Below are 16,886 nucleotides of genomic sequence, written 5' to 3' on the forward strand. Positions count from 1 at the left end.
ATCGGGACGCCCCAAGGCAATGGTGCACTTTTTATGGCTTGCGGTGGCCTTTTCACCGCTGTTTTGATTCTTTTATCAATCAAAGTGTTACCTTTGCAAACATAGAAAGAACGACAACTTAAAATCAAATCACTTCAACAACATGACTATGAACAAGAAACCGCAGTACGGTCACTTTGACGATGCTCGACGAGAGTACGTCATCACCGACCCCAAAACGCCGTGGCCATGGATCAACTACCTGGGCAATGAAGACTTCTTTTCTTTGATTTCAAACACTGCCGGAGGCTATAGCTTCTACAAGGATGCCAAGTTTCGCAGGCTCACCCGCTATCGATACAACAACGTTCCCATGGACAATGACGGGCGTTACTTCTACATCAAGGATGGTGAAACGGTGTGGAATCCTGGCTGGAAGCCCTGCCGCACGCCGTTGGACTTCTACGAATGCCGCCACGGAATGAACTATACCCGCGTCACGGGCCGCAAGGATGGCGTGGAGGCCAGCGTCCTTTTCTTTGTGCCGTTGCACAAATGGTGCGAAATACAGAAGCTGACGCTGCGCAACCAGACTGCCGAGGTCAAGCAACTGAAGCTCTTTTCCTTCCAGGAATGGTGTCTTTGGAACGCCGCAACCGACATGGAGAACTTCCAACGGAACTTCTCCACCGGTGAGGTTGAGGTCGAAGGATCCACTATCTATCACAAGACCGAGTATCGGGAGCGCCGCAATCATTTCGCGTTCTACCATGTCAACCAACCCATCAGCGGCTTCGACACCGACCGGGAAGCCTTTGTCGGCCTTTACAGCGAGAAGAGTTTGCCCGACGCGGTGGCTGCCGGAGCCTCCCGAAACAGTGTCGCCCACGGCTGGAGTCCCATCGCTTCGCATTGCGTCGAGGTGACTTTGCAGCCGGGCGAGGCCCGCGATTTCATCTTCCTTCTGGGCTATGTGGAGAATGAACAGGACAGGAAGTTCGCCGCACATCAGGTCATCAACAAAGAGAAGGCCCATCTGTTGATTTCCGAATTCGACACGACGGCGAAGGTGGACCGTGCCTTTGCCGACCTCAACGCCTATTGGGACGGGCTGTTGAGCGTATTTACAGTGAAGAGCACGAACGAGAAACTCGACCGCATGGTCAACATCTGGAATCAATACCAGTGCATGGTGACGTTCTGCATGAGCCGTTCCGCCAGCTTCTTCGAGAGCGGTATCGGGCGTGGCATGGGCTTCCGCGACAGCAACCAGGACCTTGTGGGCTTCGTCCATCAGATTCCGGCACGCGCGCGGCAGCGCATCATCGACATCGCCTCCACCCAGTTTGCCGACGGAGGCTGCTATCATCAGTACCAGCCGCTGTCCAAGCGTGGCAACAACGACATCGGCGGCGGCTTCAACGACGACCCCTGTTGGTTGATTTTCGGCACGGTGGCCTACATCAAGGAGACGGGCGACTTCTCCATCCTCGACGAAATGGTGCCGTTCGACAATCAGCCGGGCACGGAAGTGACGCTTTTCGAGCATCTCACGATATCCATGAACCATGTCATCGAGCACCTCGGGCCCCACGGACTGCCCCTCATCGGCCGTGCCGACTGGAACGATTGCCTGAATCTGAACTGCTTCAGTTGGGATCCGAACGAGAGTTTCCAGACCACGGAGAACAAGAGCGAGGGCAGCCAGGCCGAAAGTCTGATGATAGCCGGTCTCTTTGTCGTCACGGGCAAGGAGTATGTGGCCCTCTGCAGCCGTCTCGGCAAGGACGAAGAAGCCGACCGCATGCAGCGGGCGGTCGACGCCATGCGGCAAGCCGTGAAGCAACATGGTTGGGACGGGGCGTGGTTTCTGCGTGCCTACGACTTCTATGGCCGCAAAATCGGCAGCAATGAAAACGCCGAAGGCAAGATTTTCATCGAGTCGCAAGGCTGGTGTACGATGGCGGGAATCGGCCTTGAGGACGGATTGTGCGACAAGGCGCTCGACAGCGTGAAGGAACGCATGGAGTGCGAGCATGGTATCGTGCTCAACAACCCGGCCTTCAGCACGTATCATGTGGAGATGGGAGAGATCAGTTCCTATCCCGAAGGCTACAAGGAGAATGCCGGAATCTTCTGTCACAACAATCCGTGGGTCATCATCGGCGAGACCGTTGCGGGCCGTGGAGACGACGCCTGGCGGCACTACACGAAGATATTGCCCTCTTACATCGAAGAGAAATACCAGCTGTTGCACAAGGTCGAGCCTTATGTCAACTGCCAGATGGTGGCCGGAAAGGACGCCGCCCGCCCCGGCGAGGGCAAGAACTCCTGGCTCACGGGCACGGCAGCGTGGATGTGGTACACCGTGAGCGAGTTCATCCTGGGCATTCAACCCGCCTACGACGGCCTGCTCATCAATCCTTGTCTGCCCTCTTCGGCCACGTCCTACGAGGTCTTCCGCAAGTTCCGTGGCGGCGAGTATCGCATCAAGGTCAGCAATCCCGACGGCGTGCAGCATGGTGTCCGTCAGGTCAAAGTCGACGGTCGGCCCATCGACGGCAACCTTGTTCCCGTCATGGAAGGGAGCCATGACGTGGAAGTCCTGATGGGATAGGCCTTGTGCAGGCTGCTATGACAAAAGCGGAAACCGACCTTGGCGTTGTCCATGGTCGGTTTCCGCTTCGTTTGTATTGGCATGCAAGTCTTCAAGTCTGCATTGCAGGCGTGCTGGTTTCAGTGCAAGCAGACCAAGTTCTCATACCATTCCTTGGGGTTGGGATGGTCGTCGGCTTCCCGATAGGCCTGTTCAAATCGGCCATACAGCTCCTTATACTTTATTCCTTTCGCAATGATGGCCTTCAAATCCTGTGTGTCGAGTGGCGTAATCTTCATGCCTGCGATGTATTGGTCGGTATTTTGTACGTCAAAATAGGGCACGTGTTTCCTGCATTTGAAGTCGCTTATCACGTTTATGTGCAGGTAGGTTGTCATGAATATGCCGTAACTGTCCTTGTTGCCGGTCCTCAGTAGGTGGTTGCCCACGTGCCTTGAAACGGGTTCCATCTCCATTCTTCTCTGGTTGGTGCCGTCTGCCAACGTTGCTTCGAGCAGCAAGTGATGGGCGGGATAGTCGGAAGTCGGGTCGTATTCATATACGATGTCGGCCTCACCGCCGGCCGCATGGGTGACAGGAAGCAAGTTGGCGTCAAGCGAAAGCTTGAGATAGTCCAAGAGTTTGCCCCGTCTTTCGCTCGTCTTATACCAGATAATGCCCAGTATATACTCGAAGATGGTGGGGATGTCGGCGTTGTCCGTCACCAGCAGATTGATGTTCTTGTCGTTCCGCACTTCGAAATCGTGGAGCAAATTGAGCAGCGTCTTGTCGTCAAACCTTTCGTCTATGAGCGTGTTCAGGCGTTTGTAGCGTATCCGGTCCACTTCGTCGTAGGCCTCGTTGATGTCGACAATGCTTGTCCCCAGCTCCTGGTTCAGCCCGTTGATGACCGCTTTTTCGTCGAAAGCCAGTGTCGGGCATATTTCTTCCAACGTGCTGTTTCTGAACAGAAGTTCGCTTTTCTGAAAGGCTTGTTCGTATAATTGCGTGATGGCTCTGCCGAAAATGTATTTCGGAACGACATCGAGTATCACCCGGTTGTCCGCAAAGATGAAGCAATTCGTCAGCCCCAGATAGCGTTGGTTCAGGTCTCTGTAGTCTTCGAGCGTAGCCTTTGCCTTGTTCAGGTGCATGGTCTTGAAGAAGAAATCCTTGAAGGTCGCTTCCGAAGTCACCGCCTCCAAGGGCAATGGAAGCAAGTGTTCCAACGGCGATGCCTTTACGGCAGAGGTCAGGTTCGTGTCGAACAGCAGCGTTTTCCATTTGCTTGAAATCGATGGTTGTAGTCTTTTGAATGACTCAAACAGGGGGAGAATGCGACTGTCGTCGTGCTCCATGTAAACCGCATGCAGTTCGCGATACACCCGAGTGTAGGCTTTGTCATAGGTGGCGCTCTTCCGATTCATGCTGACCGACAGCAACAAGTCTTCTGAAAACTCGTTTTCAACAAAGCGTTGCCGGCCCTCTTTATAGTTTTTCTTGGTGAGCAGAAAGTCGACGAGAATGCGGTCTGTCGAACCTTTGCCGTGTCTTAGCTCCTGGATGCAGTGCAGGATGCGTTCCGTCGAGGTCTTGTCCGTGCATAGCGGCGCAAGATACCGGAACTCGTCGTTGGTCAGATAGTCGAGTTTCGCCAGCAGATGGATGACGACGATGAGCGGCCTGACCAGCTTCTCCGTGTTGTTGTCGCCGAGTTTGAGCAGTTGTTGCAGGTAGAGCAGGGAGTCTTTGGGAATGCCCAGCGGGGTTTTCTCCAGATAGCTTTGGTCTTCCGCCATGTCGAGAAGCTCTTTCCCCACTTCCGTCAGTCGGTGTTCACGGTTGATGAGCCCCATGGCATAAAGCCCACTGGTCTTCTCCCGGGCCGCCTTGTATTTGATTTTGTCGTCGCCTTTGGTGAACCCTTTCGCCACAAGCCAGTCGTAATAACGGTTCTTGACGTCGTAGATGTCGGCCTGTCCCTCTGTGGCAATCTCCCAACCCAGCCCCTTGTTTTCGGGCATGGCCCAGAAATCGTCCAGCAGTCGCAGTTGCAACTCTGTCATCTTGTTGAATGTCCGTGTTCTGAAAGAGGTGTTGCCCAGTTTCCAAAGGAATGAGGCATAGGGTATCTTGTCGTATTCCTGCATGGTGATATATTGGTGTTATGGGGTGGAAAGGTCAGTAATTGGTGATGAGCACCTCCCTGGATTCCGCCTTCTTGGACTTCTTCTGGTAGTTGCTGTGGTGGTAATCCATGAAGATGTCGTGCACTCTGTAGTCGTTGCGGTCTATCCATTCCTGCAACATGTCGTTGCGTTTGCTCTCGTGCTCCAGTACGTTTGACAGGGCAAACCTCACTCCCTGTTCGTTCAGAACGTCCAGAAGGTCGGTCAACTCCTGCTCGTCGTTCCGTGTCCAGCCCGCTTTCTCGTTGTAGGTGGCCGTTGTGATGAGGTAGGGAGGGTCGCAATAGACCAGGCTCCGTTCGGTCAGTTGTCCGAAATCGAAGTCTCTGAAGTCGCGTGTATGGAACTCATGGCTCTGCAAACGCAGTGCGTCGAGAAATCGGACGAGCTTCGCTTCGATGGTCGTATTGAAGTCCCGCTTGCCTACGGGCAGGTTGAATTGGTCGTTCCCGTTGAACCGCAGCTGATTGTTGAAGCCGAAAAGTATCAGCGTATAGAGCAAAATGTAGTATTGTTCGTCTTTGACGGGATGGGCATTGAACCGCTCTCGGAGTTTCAGATATTTCCCGCGATTGTAGACGGAGACGCCAAGATTGGCGTCGCCGCCGTAATAGGAGAAGCTGTGATGGCGCGTTTTGCTGAATCCAAACTCGTCGATCAAGGCATTGATGCGGTCTACAATCTGCCCGTTTTCCATCCTCTCGAATGTACGGAGCAATCCTATCAACGGCTTGGAGATGTCGTTGTAGACGGTGTGGGCGGCCTCGACGTTCATGCCGACGTTGCAACCGCCACAGAACAAGTCGACAAACGTGTCGATGTCCGCGGGCATGTGGGGCAGCAACTGGTCCAGAATGCGGGCCTTTCCGCCGATGTAGTTCAGCGGGGAAGCAATGTACTTCTTTATCTGCGAACGTTGCATAGGAAAAGCCTCTCTTGGTTGTCTTTGTTCATTTCGCTCTTGCCGGCGTCGAATCCGCGGTGGTCTTTCGTGAAAATCCTCACATCGCCGCGTGTGGACAGGATTCTGACGATGTCCTCGTCGTTGAGCTTGGCGTTGGAGCGGGTCTGCAGTTTCTTCCCATTGTTGTTGTAAGAGAACAGGATGTAGCGGCAACGGAGCTTGCCGACGAGGTCTTCCAACGCTTCTGCCGCTTGTCCGTTCTTGCAGTATCTGCTTTTCATCTGGCTGCGATCCATCTTCCTTGCCACGCCGAACACGGCCGGCTTGTCCCAAATGGCGATGTTTTCCAGCAGATGATAGGCGTCGCAATACTGCCTGCTGTTGTATGGAGGGTCGAGATAGGCCACGTCCGTTTCGACCTGTTGGGCTATCTTGTTCGAGTCGGCGCAGTATATACGGTTCTCCGAATGGAGCGCATAGCGGTTGTCGGGAAGCCGCAGGGTCAGCGTGCCTTCATATCGGCCGTCCCTGATGAACGAGTCGTAGTGGCCGCAGGTATGCGAAATGCGGTCCATGGCGTAGAACAGCGACGTGATGACGCAGGCCCGTTCGCGTTCGTTTACGTCTCCCCGGTCGTACAGTCGTTGTATGTCGTCACGGATGAAACCAATCTTCTGGCATGTGGCATGGCTGAAATAGGTGTCTGAAAACTCGTCCGACATATAGTTCTGCTCGTTGCTCGCGTCGTATTGGTTGTAGTGTTCCAGCAGTGCCGTCAGCTTTTCACGGTCGACGGCTTCGGGCGAGAACCAGCAAAGGGCCGCCAGATAGTTGCTGCGCATCATGTCGCAGACGACCAGCCGCTTGTCGGTGAAGGCCGACGCCACGCTTCCTGTGCCCGAAAAGACGTCGAAAAAGGATTGCACATGCGTACAATTGTCCTTCACCACGTCCTTTATCCAGTCCAGCAGCTTGTATTTATTTCCTAAATATCTTCGGTTGCTTATGTTGAAAGTATCTAACATTTTCTTTTAAGGGCTCTTCCTTTAGCGTAATACAAAACTACTTCTTTTTAGTGAAATACGAACGCTTTGGGTGTATAAAAACGTCAAATGTCCTGCAAATGGATTTGTTTGGGCGCTTGCGAAGCGGCTTTTCCGGCGTTGCTGTCCCTCCGCTGGCGGCACCGGCGTGGCGGCATGGCGCTCCAAGCCCCGGAACGACGGCGTGCCGGGGTGGTGGACTGATGGTGTTTGTCAATATTTATGACAATAAAAACGACCTTTTGAAAGTGCGCATTCAGCTCGTTGGATGGGCGGGATGGCCGGTCGGGAGCCGAAAACAGGCCGGTGATGCCGCAAAAGGAAAGGGATGGGCGTGCAATCGCTGTGCTCTTGTGCGCTCGAAAGGCTGTTCTGACTGCCTGAAAACGCGTCGGGTGGAGGCCAATCGCCATGCGATGAGGAGACGAAAAGGCCCCTTTGTTACGGGTGAAAAAGGCAAATGGTTGATAATGAGCGTATTGCGAAGATGGCAGAAAACCGCTTGTTTCGGACAAGAAATGATTTGTTTGAAAACAATGGAGCCACGGGAATGTGTTTGTAAAGTTTTTTCTGACATCAATCACCCATCGGCTGCCGCCCCGACACCCGCCCCCGACGCTTCAAATAAAGTTAAATGATAATCGCGTTTTTTGTCGACAGGAATATTATATGTACTTTTGCTTGTCAAAATAGTATCGATTTGTAGTATTTATGAAGAAGATAATGGCTTGCCTCTGCCTGTCGATTGTGCTGATGGCAGTAACGAATGTGCCCGTCTTCGGGCAGCCGACGCCGGGCCGACAGGCCGCCGCCATGCCGCCGCCACGGCCCGCTGCGGGCGATTCGGCGGCTGTCGACAGTCTGGAGGCCGACTCCGCCACGCTGGCCGCTGCGGACATGCCGCTCATGCCCGACGAGTTGGAGGGGCAGGAAGCGGCCGGCTTCCACCAGTTGTTGAAGTCGAAGTTCATCGAAGGCAATGCCGGCTTCATGTCGTTGGTGGCCCTTGCCCTGGTGCTGGGCCTGGCCTTCTGCATCGAAAGAATCATCTACTTGAGCCTCTCGGAAATCAATGCCAAGAAGTTCATGGCCGACTTGGACGACAAGTTGATGGCGGGCGACGTGGAAGGAGCCAAGGACATGTGCCGCGAAACGCGCGGACCGGTGGCTTCCATCTGCTATCAGGGACTGCTGCGGGCCGCCGAATCAATTGACAACATCGAGCGTTCGGTGGTTTCCTACGGCACGGTGCAGGCGGCGAACCTGGAGAAAGGCTGCTCGTGGATAACCCTCTTCATCGCCATGGCCCCCTCCTTGGGCTTCCTGGGAACGGTCATCGGCATGGTGATGGCCTTCGACCAGATACAGACGGCCGGCGACATCAGCCCCACGATTGTGGCCTCGGGCATGAAGGTGGCCCTGATTACGACCATTTTCGGTATCATCGTAGCCCTTGTATTGCAGGTGTTCTACAATTATATCTTGTCGAAGATCGACCACATCACGTCGCAAATGGAGGAGTCGGCCATTTCGTTGCTCGACTCCATCATGAAATATAAGCTGAAGAAATGAAGTTGAGAACGATACGCCAATGGCCTTCCGAGAAGCTCTCGCAGCGTGTGCTCTACGTGCTGATGGGGCTTGTGGCCGTCGTCTTCATGCTTTTCTATCTCATAGGATTCGACTTTCCCTACGAGGAGAATCCCGAATTCAACGCCCCTCTCTTCACCGACGCCATCCTCTGGCTGGCCATGGCGTTGGTGGGGGCGGCCGTGGCACTCGTCGTGGTGAAGAGGATTGTCGACGCCAAGCGCCGGCGGGCTTCCACATCAGCCTGCGAGAACAACGTGCCGACGCGCAGGATTGTGCGGTTGCTGCTCTGTTCGCTCGTAGGTGTCGTGGCGTTGTCGGCCGTCGTGGCGTCTTCCGAGCCGTTGTCGATCAATGGCGCGGCCTTCACGGACAAGCTGTGGCTCAAGTTGGCCGATGTCTTTATTTATACCGGCGGGGCTTTGCTGGCGGCAGCCGTGGCCGCTGTCGGCTATGGCGCCACCCGCTATCGACGTAAGAGCAAATGAAACGCATGTTCAGAAGACGCATTCGTCAGGTTCCCGGACTCAACACGACATCGACGGCAGACATCTCTTTCATGCTGTTGATATTCTTCTTGGTGGCCTCCTCCATGGATGTCGACAAGGGAATTGCGCGCCAGTTGCCGCCCGCCGACACGAAGCGGGAGCAGAAAGAGGCCGAGGTGGACCGGCAGGACTTGCTGTTGCTGACGATAACGGCCGACAATCGGTTGCTGGCCGACGGCGAACCCCTGTCTCCCGGGCAGGCCGGCGGGCGGATAGAGCGGTTCATCGAGGAGCGAGGCGCCGCCCACCTGATTCAGGTCGACGCAGACCCGGCCGCCGCCTATGACGTCTATTTCCAGTTGCAGAACACGCTGGCAATCGCCTATCGGCACTGGCGCGACGCGATGTCGCGGCGCAAGTTCGGCAGGGGATATGGCCGGTTGACGCCGGTCGAGCGTGACCGGATTCGCGAATTGTGTCCGCAACGCATCTCGGAAACCTACCACACGGCAGCGAAAGGAGGCCCGCAATGAGCCGATTCCGCCGTTCCCGCCCCGAAATGCCTGGCCTGAATACGGCCTCGTTGCCCGATTTGATATTTTCGGTGCTGTTCTTCTTCATGATCGTCACACACATGCGGCAAGTCACGCTCAAGGTGAAGTATCGCGAACCGCAAGGCAGGGAGTTGTCGAAACTTGTCGGGAAGTCGGCCGTCACCTATATATATATAGGCCGACCCATGACGGCCGGCGTCAGATCGGACCGCACGGTCATCCAGGTCGATGACAAGCTGGTCACGCTGGCAGAGCTGTCAGACCATATTGCGGCTGTGCGGAGCCGCATGTCGCCCGAAGACCGTCAGCAGATGACGGTCTCGATCAAGGCCGACCGCGACACGAAGATGGAGTTGATAACCGAAGTGAAGCAGGCGCTTCGCCGAGCAGGAGCGTTGAAAGTGAGCTATTCGGCAACGCAGAAGACCACGAAGTGATTCGTGAAGGCTCATTTGCGACAACTCTTTTAATTGTTGTTGTTTTTTGTTATATTAGGAATAAATCAGCATAAAACGTGCGGTTATCTTGCAACATTTAAACTTTTATAGTAATTTTGTCATCAAATATTATAATCAAATGGGACATCATAATTTAGATTCTTTAGACAAGAAGATTCTCCGGCTCGTTTCCGAAGACGCGAGAATACCGTTCTTGGAAGTGGCACGGGCCTGCAATGTCAGTGGCGCGGCCATCCACCAGCGAGTTCAAAAGTTGTCAAATTTGGGCATTATCAAGGGCTCTCAGTTCATCATCGACCCTGAAAGGATAGGCTACGAGACCTGCGCTTACGTGTCCTTATACCTGAAAGATCCCTCCGATCACGACCATGTGATCGAGGCGTTGCGCAAGATTCCCGAGGTGGTGGAGTGCCACATGACGACGGGTGGGATGGATTTGTTCATCAAGTTGTACGCCCGCAACAACCACCACTTGGTGGAATTGATTCACGACAAGTTGCAACCATTGGGCTTGTCGCGCAGCGAAACGATCATCTCTTTCGGCACTTCTTTCGACCGTCAGTTGCCAATCTCGATCATAGAGGACGGTTTGGCGAAGGAGGAAGCCGCTACTGACAGCGAGAAGGCCGAGTAGTGAGTCGCCACAGGCCATACAAGAAATCCTGCAATGAGCCTTTGCGCCGATTGCAGGATTTCTTTTTGTTTCATTTCGGGGTGCCCCGGGTGTCTCGTCTACTTTCTTTCATAGTCTACGAAGTCATAGCTGTAGGCATGTTTCTCGTCTTTTTCGTGATGTTCGCGGGCCGTCGGCGTCCAGTCGTCGTATGGCGGGAAGAACGCGTCGGCCTTCCGGGGCGTGTCGTCCACTTCCGTCAGGCGCAGACGGTCGGCCTTTTCGATGGCTGAGGCGTAGAGTCCGGCCCCGCCGATGACGTAGATGTCCTCATCGGGGCGGCAGTGGAGGAGCGCCTCGTCCAGCGATTGGAAACATTCGCAGCCCTCGAATCGGCGTGGACTGCGGCTCAACACGATGTTGCGGCGGTTGGGCAACGCTCCCTTGGGCAGCGACTCGAAGGTGCGCCGGCCCATGATGATGGTGTGGCCGGTGGTGAGCGACTTGAATCTTTTCAGGTCGTTGGGCAGCCAATACAGGAGTTTGTTCTCGAAGCCGATGGCTCTGTTGCGGGCCACGGCGGCAATCATGTGGATGTGCATGGGCTTATACGGATACTTGGGCCGGGATGTGAGGCCACGGTTGATAGTCGGTCAGTTCGAAATCCTCGTACCGGAAGGCGAAAAGGTCTTTCACTTCGGGATTCAGTTTCATGACGGGCAGTGACCGCGGCGTGCGGGTCAGCTGCAGCTTGGCCTGTTCCAGATGGTTCAGATACAGGTGCGTGTCGCCCGTCGTATGGACGAACTCGCCCGGCTTGAGGCCCGTCACCTGCGCCATCATCATCAACAGCAGCGCATAGCTGGCGATGTTGAACGGAACGCCCAGGAAAGTGTCGGCGCTGCGCTGGTAGAGTTGCAGGCTGAGGCGGCCTTCCGCCACGTAGAACTGGAAGAGACAGTGGCATGGCGGCAGCGCCATCTGGTCGACTTCGGCCGGATTCCAGGCCGAAACGATCATGCGGCGGGAGTTCGGGTTGTGCCTGATCAAGTCCAGGACATTCTGTATCTGGTCGATGGTGCCGCCTTGATAGTCGGGCCACGACCGCCACTGGTGGCCGTAGACGGGGCCGAGTTCGCCGTTTTCGTCGGCCCATTCGTTCCAGATTCTCACGCCGTGTTCCTGTAGATACTTCACGTTGGTGTCGCCTTTGAGGAACCACAACAATTCATAGATAATGCTCTTCAGATGTAATTTCTTCGTAGTGAGCAGAGGAAAACCGTCTTCCAGGTCGAATCTCATTTGATGACCGAACACGGACAAGGTGCCGGTGCCGGTGCGGTCACCCTTCCGATGGCCTTCCGTCACGATTCGATTGAGTAGGTCTAAATATTGTTTCATCGCTTTATGGTTTGATTTTCAAGATTGGCGCGAAGGGCGGTTGATGGCTGCTTTTTATCTTCCATTCCTGTGGAAAGAGGTTGTTGGCCCTGTTGCCGAGGTTCTTGGCGAAGCCGAGCGCCTGTCCGTGGAAGGTGACCAGGACGATTCCGCGCGGCGTTTGCGGTGGCAGTATGATGGCTTCGCGGCGCAAATAGGCGATGGCGGCAGGGTAGTCGACATCGACCGTGGCGTAACGCCCCTTGTGGGGCAGGATGGAGAGGGCCTCCGAGATGTCGGGTATCAGGTCCTTGCCCTTTTGCTGCGGCGCGCTGACGCCATGCGCCAGGACGCGGAGCCCTTTCATGTCTTTCTCTTTCCAGGCCGCCAGCGGCTTGTCGGACGGGCGGGGGAGCGTGTCGGCGGCCCCCCGCTTTCGCAAGACGGCCATGAAGAGCCCCTCGCCGCGGGTCTTTCCCGGGATGAAACGGTACATGGGGTGACCGTCCGTCAGGCTTCCCGTGATGTTCCATTCGGGCTTTGTGGGGATGGTCACGAAGTCAGCACCCAGTTCTTGGGCTATCCAGTTGGCGTTTTCCTCGTCTTCATGCGCGTTGAAGGTGCATGTGGAATAGATGAGATGGCCGCCGTCGTTCAGGCATGGCCAGATGTCGCGGACGATTTCGCGCTGCAATTGGGCACATTTCGCCACGTTGGCGGGACTCCATTCCTCGATGGCACCCTCGTCCTTGCGGAACATTCCCTCGCCGGAGCAGGGCACGTCGGCCAGGATGAGGTCGAACTTGAGCCGCGTTTTCTGATAGTCGCGGGCATGGTTGTTCGTCACGTAGATGTCGGGGTGGCCGAATTTCAGGACATTCTCGCAGAGAATCCGCGCCCGGAGCTTCACGGGTTCGTTGCTGAAGAGTACGCTTCCGGAGGGCAGCGCGCCCATGACGCAGGTGGTCTTGCCACCCGGAGCGGCGCAGAGGTCGAGCATGTGAACGGGAGAAGGGGCCAGTTGTCTGACGACATGGGCCACAAACATGGATGAAGCTTCCTGTACGTAATAGAGACCGGCATGGAAGAAGGGGTCGAACGTGAAGCTGGGGCGGTCTGAAAGATAGAAGCCTTCGTCGCACCACCCTATCGGTTCATGGGCTGCGGCCGGTTCCATGCCGGCCGTCTTGAATGGGTTGAGGCGGAGGCTGACAGGCGGTTGTGCCGCAAGGCCTTGTTCCAGACAGGCGAAAAGTTTGTCGCCCATCAGCCGGCGCGTGTAGGAAGTGAATGCTTCGGGAAACTTCATAACGATTGCAAAAGTAGAAAAATAATATTGTATATAGGCGGCAAGCCGGTCATATTTAAGAAAAAATGTCGTTACTTTGCAACCAATGTCCGGCACTTAGCGTCTAAACAGTGAATCATTTGATAAAAACTATGAACATGAAAAGATATTTTACAGCCCTGATTTTGAGTCTTACGCTGGGAACACTCGTAGTAAACGCAGGCCCCAAGCACCGTCATCACCCTGTCGCCACGGCTGTGGCAGACTCTTCAAGCACCGGCATTGAAGCCTATTCGGACACGACGAGTGTCGCCGCGGTTGAAGATACGGTCGCCGACGAGCCGGCATTTGTGGACAAGGATTTGAATTCCGATTGGGAAGAGACAGCCGTCCAGCACTTTCTGAACAAACTTTTCGCGGGTACGTTGGGCGTCGGGGGCGTCTTGTTGGCTTTGTTGGTCGTCGTATTCATATTCCTATTGCTGCTTTCACCTTTCATTATATTGGCCCTGATCATCCGTTTCATGCTGAAGAGACATAACGACCGGGTGGCGATAGCCGAGCAGGCCATGGCGACAGGACAGCCGGTGCCCGATGGAGTGAAGCCGCGAGACGGACGATCGGATGAAGCGTTGTGGCAGAAAGGCGTGAAGAACGTGTCGCTGGGCATAGGCTTGGCCCTGTTCTTCTACTTCCTGGGAGCGTCTCCGTTGGTAGGTATTGGCGTGTTGGTGGCCTGTATGGGCGGCGGACAAATCTATATCGCCAAGAAGTCCGCGCACCGTGACCCGTCAAACGACAAAGAAGACCCTACACCGGAGTTCTAACGATTTTGAAAGAATTGGACGATATCTCTCTTGTTACGCAGGTGGCTGTGTTTCACAACCGCAAGGCTTTCGACAAGCTGGTTGTGAAATATCAGTCACCTATACGTCGCTTCTTCCTCAACCAGACTTTGGGAGACGCGGCGTTGAGCGACGATCTCGCCCAAGAGTGCTTCGTGAAGGCATACGTGAACATCAGACAGTTCCGTGGTTTGTCGGGGTTCTCCACCTGGCTCTACCGCATTGCCTATAACGTGTACTACGATTATGTGAGGAGACACAAGCTGACGACGGACCTGGACACGGCGGAAGTGAGGCGGGTAGGTGCCGACCATGTCTCGATAGCCGAGCAGATGGATATTTACAAGGCACTGGAAATCCTGTCGGAGACGGAACGGTTGTGCGTCACCTTGCAGCTGATGGAGGGCCACCCCATCGACAAAATCTCGGAAGTAACCCACTTGCCGCAGGGAACCGTCAAGTCGCACCTGTCCCGAAGCAAGCAGAAACTGGCAAAATATTTAAAGCAGAATGGATATGAAGGATAATGATGAAGAACTGATAGCGCGATTCTTTGCGGACAATCGGCAGGAGATTGCCGACGACGGCTTCACCCGACGCGTGATGGAGCGGCTTCCCGGGAAGGCGTTGTGGCTCAACCGCCTTTGGACTGCGGCCTGTATGCTCGTCGGGCTGGGGCTTTTCGTCCTGTTGGACGGGGCTGCCGCCATACAGGGCGTGTGGCTCCGGTTGAGCGGCGACTTGGCGGGCAGCCTGGCTTCCTTCGAGTTTGGCGGCGTGTCTCCTTTCCTAATCTATCTCGGTGTGTTGTCGACGGCCATCGTCGCAGTCTACAATATGGCGGAAAGTACGAATTGACGACTTCGTGATGTCGGTCGGCTACTCTTCAATCATGTAGTTTTCATCGGCGGTGTTTTCCTTCTTGGCAGCTTTCAGCGCGTCCTTGATGAGTTTGCCGTCCTTGTCCAACAGGCCGAAAGTCGTCTTCGTGACCCGAAATTCGGTTCTTCTGTTCAGCTGGTTGCAAATTTCCTGATTCTCTTTCGTTTGCTTTTCGATGAATGCTTCGGTCAGTTCATCACCTTGTTTGAGCCACGTGTATTTCTCCGTCAGCTTGCGGTTGGCGGTCTTCGGCATGGCTTTTCCATACCCTTTGGCCGCCAATCGTTGTGCGGAAATTCCTTTTTCAATCAGATAGTTGACGACAGCTTCCGCCCTTCTTTGTGACAGTTGGCGGTTGTATTCGGCCGTTCCACGGTAGTCGCAGTGCGCTCCCAGTTCGATGGCGACATGCGGATTGTCGTTCAGGAGTTGCACCAGCTTGTCCAAGGTCTGGGCCGATTCGGGGCGGAGCGTGGCCTTGTTCAGGTCATAGAAGATGTTGTCGATCAGTACCGGGGCCGTGATGGACGCCAGCGGGAACTGGATGACCTGCTCAAAGCTCTCCTTGCGTGGGATGACTTGCGTTTCTTCCTTGTGATTCAGGTAGCCTTTGCACGTGGCCAGCATGACATAATCGACACCGGGATGCACCTCTTGCGTGAAAGAGCCGTCTCCTTTCACGCTCAACCGCATGTTCGTGCCGTCGTTGCCGACCAAGTACACCTGAGCCTGCGGCAGTTCGTAGCCGTCAATCTCATAGACCCAGCCCTTGATGGTCTGCACGATTTCAGGATTCTCGAAGGCATATAGATGGTCCCAGCCATGTCCGTCGTCACGGTTCGAGGCGAAATAGCCTTTGTTCTTGAAGCCTTCAAAGGTCATTCCGAAGTCGTCTGCCATGCTGTTGAGCGGATAGCCGGGATGCGAAAGCGTGTAAGTCTGCCTCACCTTGTCGTATCGTGCGATGTAGATGTCGAGCCCGCCCATGCCCGGATGGCCGTCGCTGGAGAAATAGAGGTCGCCGTTGGGGCGGAAAGAGGGGAACTCCTCGTTGCCGGGCGTGTTGATGGGCTTGCCCAGATTCTCCACGCCACCCAGTCCGTGGGCCGTGATGGCGACGCGCCAGATGTCGAGTCCGCCTTCGCCGCCGGGCATGTTGCTCGTGAAATAGAGCCACTTGCCGTCGGGAGAGACGGCCGGATGGGCGAAGGAAGACAAGGTATCGCTGCTGATTTCGAGCTTCTCGGCCTTGCCCCATTGGGCGTCTTGCATGGCCGATGTCATGATTTGAGCCATTCGGGGATTGGCCGCATCTTCCTCACATTGCGTCAAATACATCGTTCTTTGGTCCGGGGAGAAGACGCAAGCTCCTTCGTCGAACGCCGTATTCAGTCCTCCCGCGACGGGTTCGGGCTTTTGCCAGTTTCCTTTGGCGTCCTTGGTGCTTCGGAAGATGTCGCCGGGCTTGGTGCCGGTAATGCCGCTTGGGCCGTCACCTTGGGCGTCGTTGCGTGTGGAAGTGAAATAGAGAACATCGGACTGGTCGCCCACGAGCATGGGGGAATACTCCGCCCGGCGCGAGTTGAGCATGGGCATGCGTCTCACCTGATAGCGGCTGCCGTTCTTTTTCCACACCGGTGCCATGCGTGCGGACTGCAATCCGTTGCCAATCAATATGGAATCGTCCCTGTTCTCTTCGTGCAAAGCCTGGAACAGTTTCTCCGCCTCCTTGTATTGTCCGCCCTTCAGCAACAATCGGCCAAAGCGCAGGCGTTCTTCTACGGTCATTTTGCGATAGCGTCCCATGTTCCGAAAGGCGGCGATAGCCTTCGGTGTCTGGTTTGTTTTCTCATAGCAAAACGCCATTCGCTCGGCAATCTTGCCCCGTTTTTCCCGCTCCTTGGCGGGTGTTTTCTGATAAGCGAGCTTGAACTGAGCGGCCGCGTCGAAGTATTCACCCAAAGCCAGGTGCTCTTCGCCCTTCTTCAGTTGTTGTCCGGCACCACAACCTGTCAGCAGGAACAGCATGGCCGCCAATCCGAACTTGCCATATCGCATCTTCATCGTGATGATAACG

17 protein-coding genes are annotated in these 16,886 nt (G+C 55.2%); 10 read left to right on the forward strand and 7 right to left on the reverse strand.

What is annotated here, in order from left to right:
• Positions 1-148: 148 nt before the first annotated feature.
• Positions 149-2,596, forward strand: coding sequence for a glycoside hydrolase family 94 protein (locus tag K334_RS0105715; RefSeq protein ID WP_027444650.1), 2,448 nt, complete (start codon positions 149-151; stop codon positions 2,594-2,596).
• A 119-nt stretch (positions 2,597-2,715) separates the two neighbouring features.
• On the opposite strand, the gene K334_RS0105720 is transcribed toward K334_RS0105715, so the two are convergent.
• From K334_RS0105720 to K334_RS0105730, 3 genes are read right to left on the reverse strand one after another with little or no spacing between them, the layout of a single operon-like run.
• Positions 2,716-4,725, reverse strand: coding sequence for an AlwI family type II restriction endonuclease (locus K334_RS0105720; protein ID WP_025880480.1), 2,010 nt, complete (start codon positions 4,723-4,725; stop codon positions 2,716-2,718).
• A 31-nt stretch (positions 4,726-4,756) separates the two neighbouring features.
• On the reverse strand, positions 4,757-5,686 hold the full coding sequence (locus tag K334_RS0105725; RefSeq protein WP_027444652.1) for a DNA adenine methylase: 930 nt from the start codon (positions 5,684-5,686) through the stop codon (positions 4,757-4,759).
• The gene (locus tag K334_RS0105730; protein ID WP_027444653.1) at positions 5,668-6,693 is read right to left on the reverse strand and encodes a DNA adenine methylase; all 1,026 of its coding nucleotides are present in this window, start codon (positions 6,691-6,693) and stop codon (positions 5,668-5,670) included. Before K334_RS0105730 ends, K334_RS0105725 begins: the two co-directional genes overlap by 19 nt.
• 50 nt (positions 6,694-6,743) lie before the next feature.
• Here K334_RS0105730 and K334_RS14780 point away from each other — a divergent pair, with 50 nt between their 5' ends.
• The 6 genes from K334_RS14780 to K334_RS0105760 all read left to right on the forward strand — a co-directional run bounded on the left by K334_RS14780 (position 6,744) and on the right by K334_RS0105760 (position 10,435).
• The gene (locus K334_RS14780; protein WP_154655562.1) at positions 6,744-7,349 is read left to right on the forward strand and encodes a hypothetical protein; all 606 of its coding nucleotides are present in this window, start codon (positions 6,744-6,746) and stop codon (positions 7,347-7,349) included.
• A 73-nt stretch (positions 7,350-7,422) separates the two neighbouring features.
• Positions 7,423-8,283, forward strand: a complete 861-nt coding sequence (locus K334_RS0105740) for a MotA/TolQ/ExbB proton channel family protein (protein WP_027444654.1) — start codon at positions 7,423-7,425, stop codon at positions 8,281-8,283.
• Positions 8,280-8,789: a hypothetical protein gene (locus K334_RS0105745; protein WP_025881435.1), complete on the forward strand. Its 510-nt coding sequence runs from the start codon at positions 8,280-8,282 to the stop codon at positions 8,787-8,789. Before K334_RS0105740 ends, K334_RS0105745 begins: the two co-directional genes overlap by 4 nt.
• The gene (locus K334_RS0105750) at positions 8,786-9,322 is read left to right on the forward strand and encodes an ExbD/TolR family protein (protein ID WP_306302579.1); all 537 of its coding nucleotides are present in this window, start codon (positions 8,786-8,788) and stop codon (positions 9,320-9,322) included. Before K334_RS0105745 ends, K334_RS0105750 begins: the two co-directional genes overlap by 4 nt.
• A complete protein-coding gene (locus K334_RS0105755) occupies positions 9,319-9,780 on the forward strand; it encodes an ExbD/TolR family protein (protein WP_025881438.1) in 462 nt (153 codons plus the stop codon). The genes K334_RS0105750 and K334_RS0105755 overlap by 4 nt, the downstream gene beginning before the upstream one ends.
• Positions 9,781-9,919: 139 nt before the next feature.
• Positions 9,920-10,435, forward strand: a complete 516-nt coding sequence (locus K334_RS0105760; RefSeq protein ID WP_025881439.1) for an Lrp/AsnC family transcriptional regulator — start codon at positions 9,920-9,922, stop codon at positions 10,433-10,435.
• Positions 10,436-10,533: 98 nt separating this feature from the next.
• Here K334_RS0105760 and K334_RS0105765 read toward each other — a convergent pair whose 3' ends face one another.
• The 3 genes from K334_RS0105765 to K334_RS0105775 are packed head-to-tail and all read right to left on the reverse strand — an operon-like array spanning position 10,534 to position 13,103.
• Positions 10,534-11,016 (reverse strand): dihydrofolate reductase, encoded by a 483-nt coding sequence (locus tag K334_RS0105765; protein WP_025881440.1) that lies wholly within the window; start codon positions 11,014-11,016, stop codon positions 10,534-10,536.
• Between the two features lie 4 nt (positions 11,017-11,020).
• The gene (locus tag K334_RS0105770) at positions 11,021-11,815 is read right to left on the reverse strand and encodes a thymidylate synthase (RefSeq protein WP_025881441.1); all 795 of its coding nucleotides are present in this window, start codon (positions 11,813-11,815) and stop codon (positions 11,021-11,023) included.
• A gap of 4 nt (positions 11,816-11,819) precedes the next feature.
• Positions 11,820-13,103 (reverse strand): methyltransferase RsmF C-terminal domain-like protein, encoded by a 1,284-nt coding sequence (locus tag K334_RS0105775; protein ID WP_025881442.1) that lies wholly within the window; start codon positions 13,101-13,103, stop codon positions 11,820-11,822.
• Between the two features lie 131 nt (positions 13,104-13,234).
• Here K334_RS0105775 and K334_RS13555 point away from each other — a divergent pair, with 131 nt between their 5' ends.
• The 3 genes from K334_RS13555 to K334_RS14180 are packed head-to-tail and all read left to right on the forward strand — an operon-like array spanning position 13,235 to position 14,785.
• Positions 13,235-13,909, forward strand: coding sequence for a DUF6249 domain-containing protein (locus K334_RS13555; RefSeq protein WP_051218665.1), 675 nt, complete (start codon positions 13,235-13,237; stop codon positions 13,907-13,909).
• Between the two features lie 5 nt (positions 13,910-13,914).
• Positions 13,915-14,454 carry an RNA polymerase sigma factor gene (locus K334_RS0105785; protein ID WP_025881444.1) on the forward strand — a complete coding sequence of 180 codons (540 nt, stop codon included), beginning with the start codon at positions 13,915-13,917 and terminating at the stop codon, positions 14,452-14,454.
• Positions 14,438-14,785 (forward strand): DUF5056 domain-containing protein, encoded by a 348-nt coding sequence (locus K334_RS14180; protein WP_081658044.1) that lies wholly within the window; start codon positions 14,438-14,440, stop codon positions 14,783-14,785. Before K334_RS0105785 ends, K334_RS14180 begins: the two co-directional genes overlap by 17 nt.
• Positions 14,786-14,806: 21 nt before the next feature.
• Here the strand turns inward: K334_RS14180 and porE are convergent, their stop codons facing one another.
• Positions 14,807-16,873, reverse strand: a complete 2,067-nt coding sequence (porE, locus tag K334_RS0105795; RefSeq protein WP_027444655.1) for a PorE family type IX secretion system protein — start codon at positions 16,871-16,873, stop codon at positions 14,807-14,809.
• Between the last annotated feature and the right edge of the window lie 13 nt (positions 16,874-16,886).

The sequence above is a fragment of the Segatella baroniae DSM 16972 = JCM 13447 genome (genome assembly GCF_000426585.1).
Lineage (GTDB): Bacteria > Bacteroidota > Bacteroidia > Bacteroidales > Bacteroidaceae > Prevotella > Prevotella baroniae.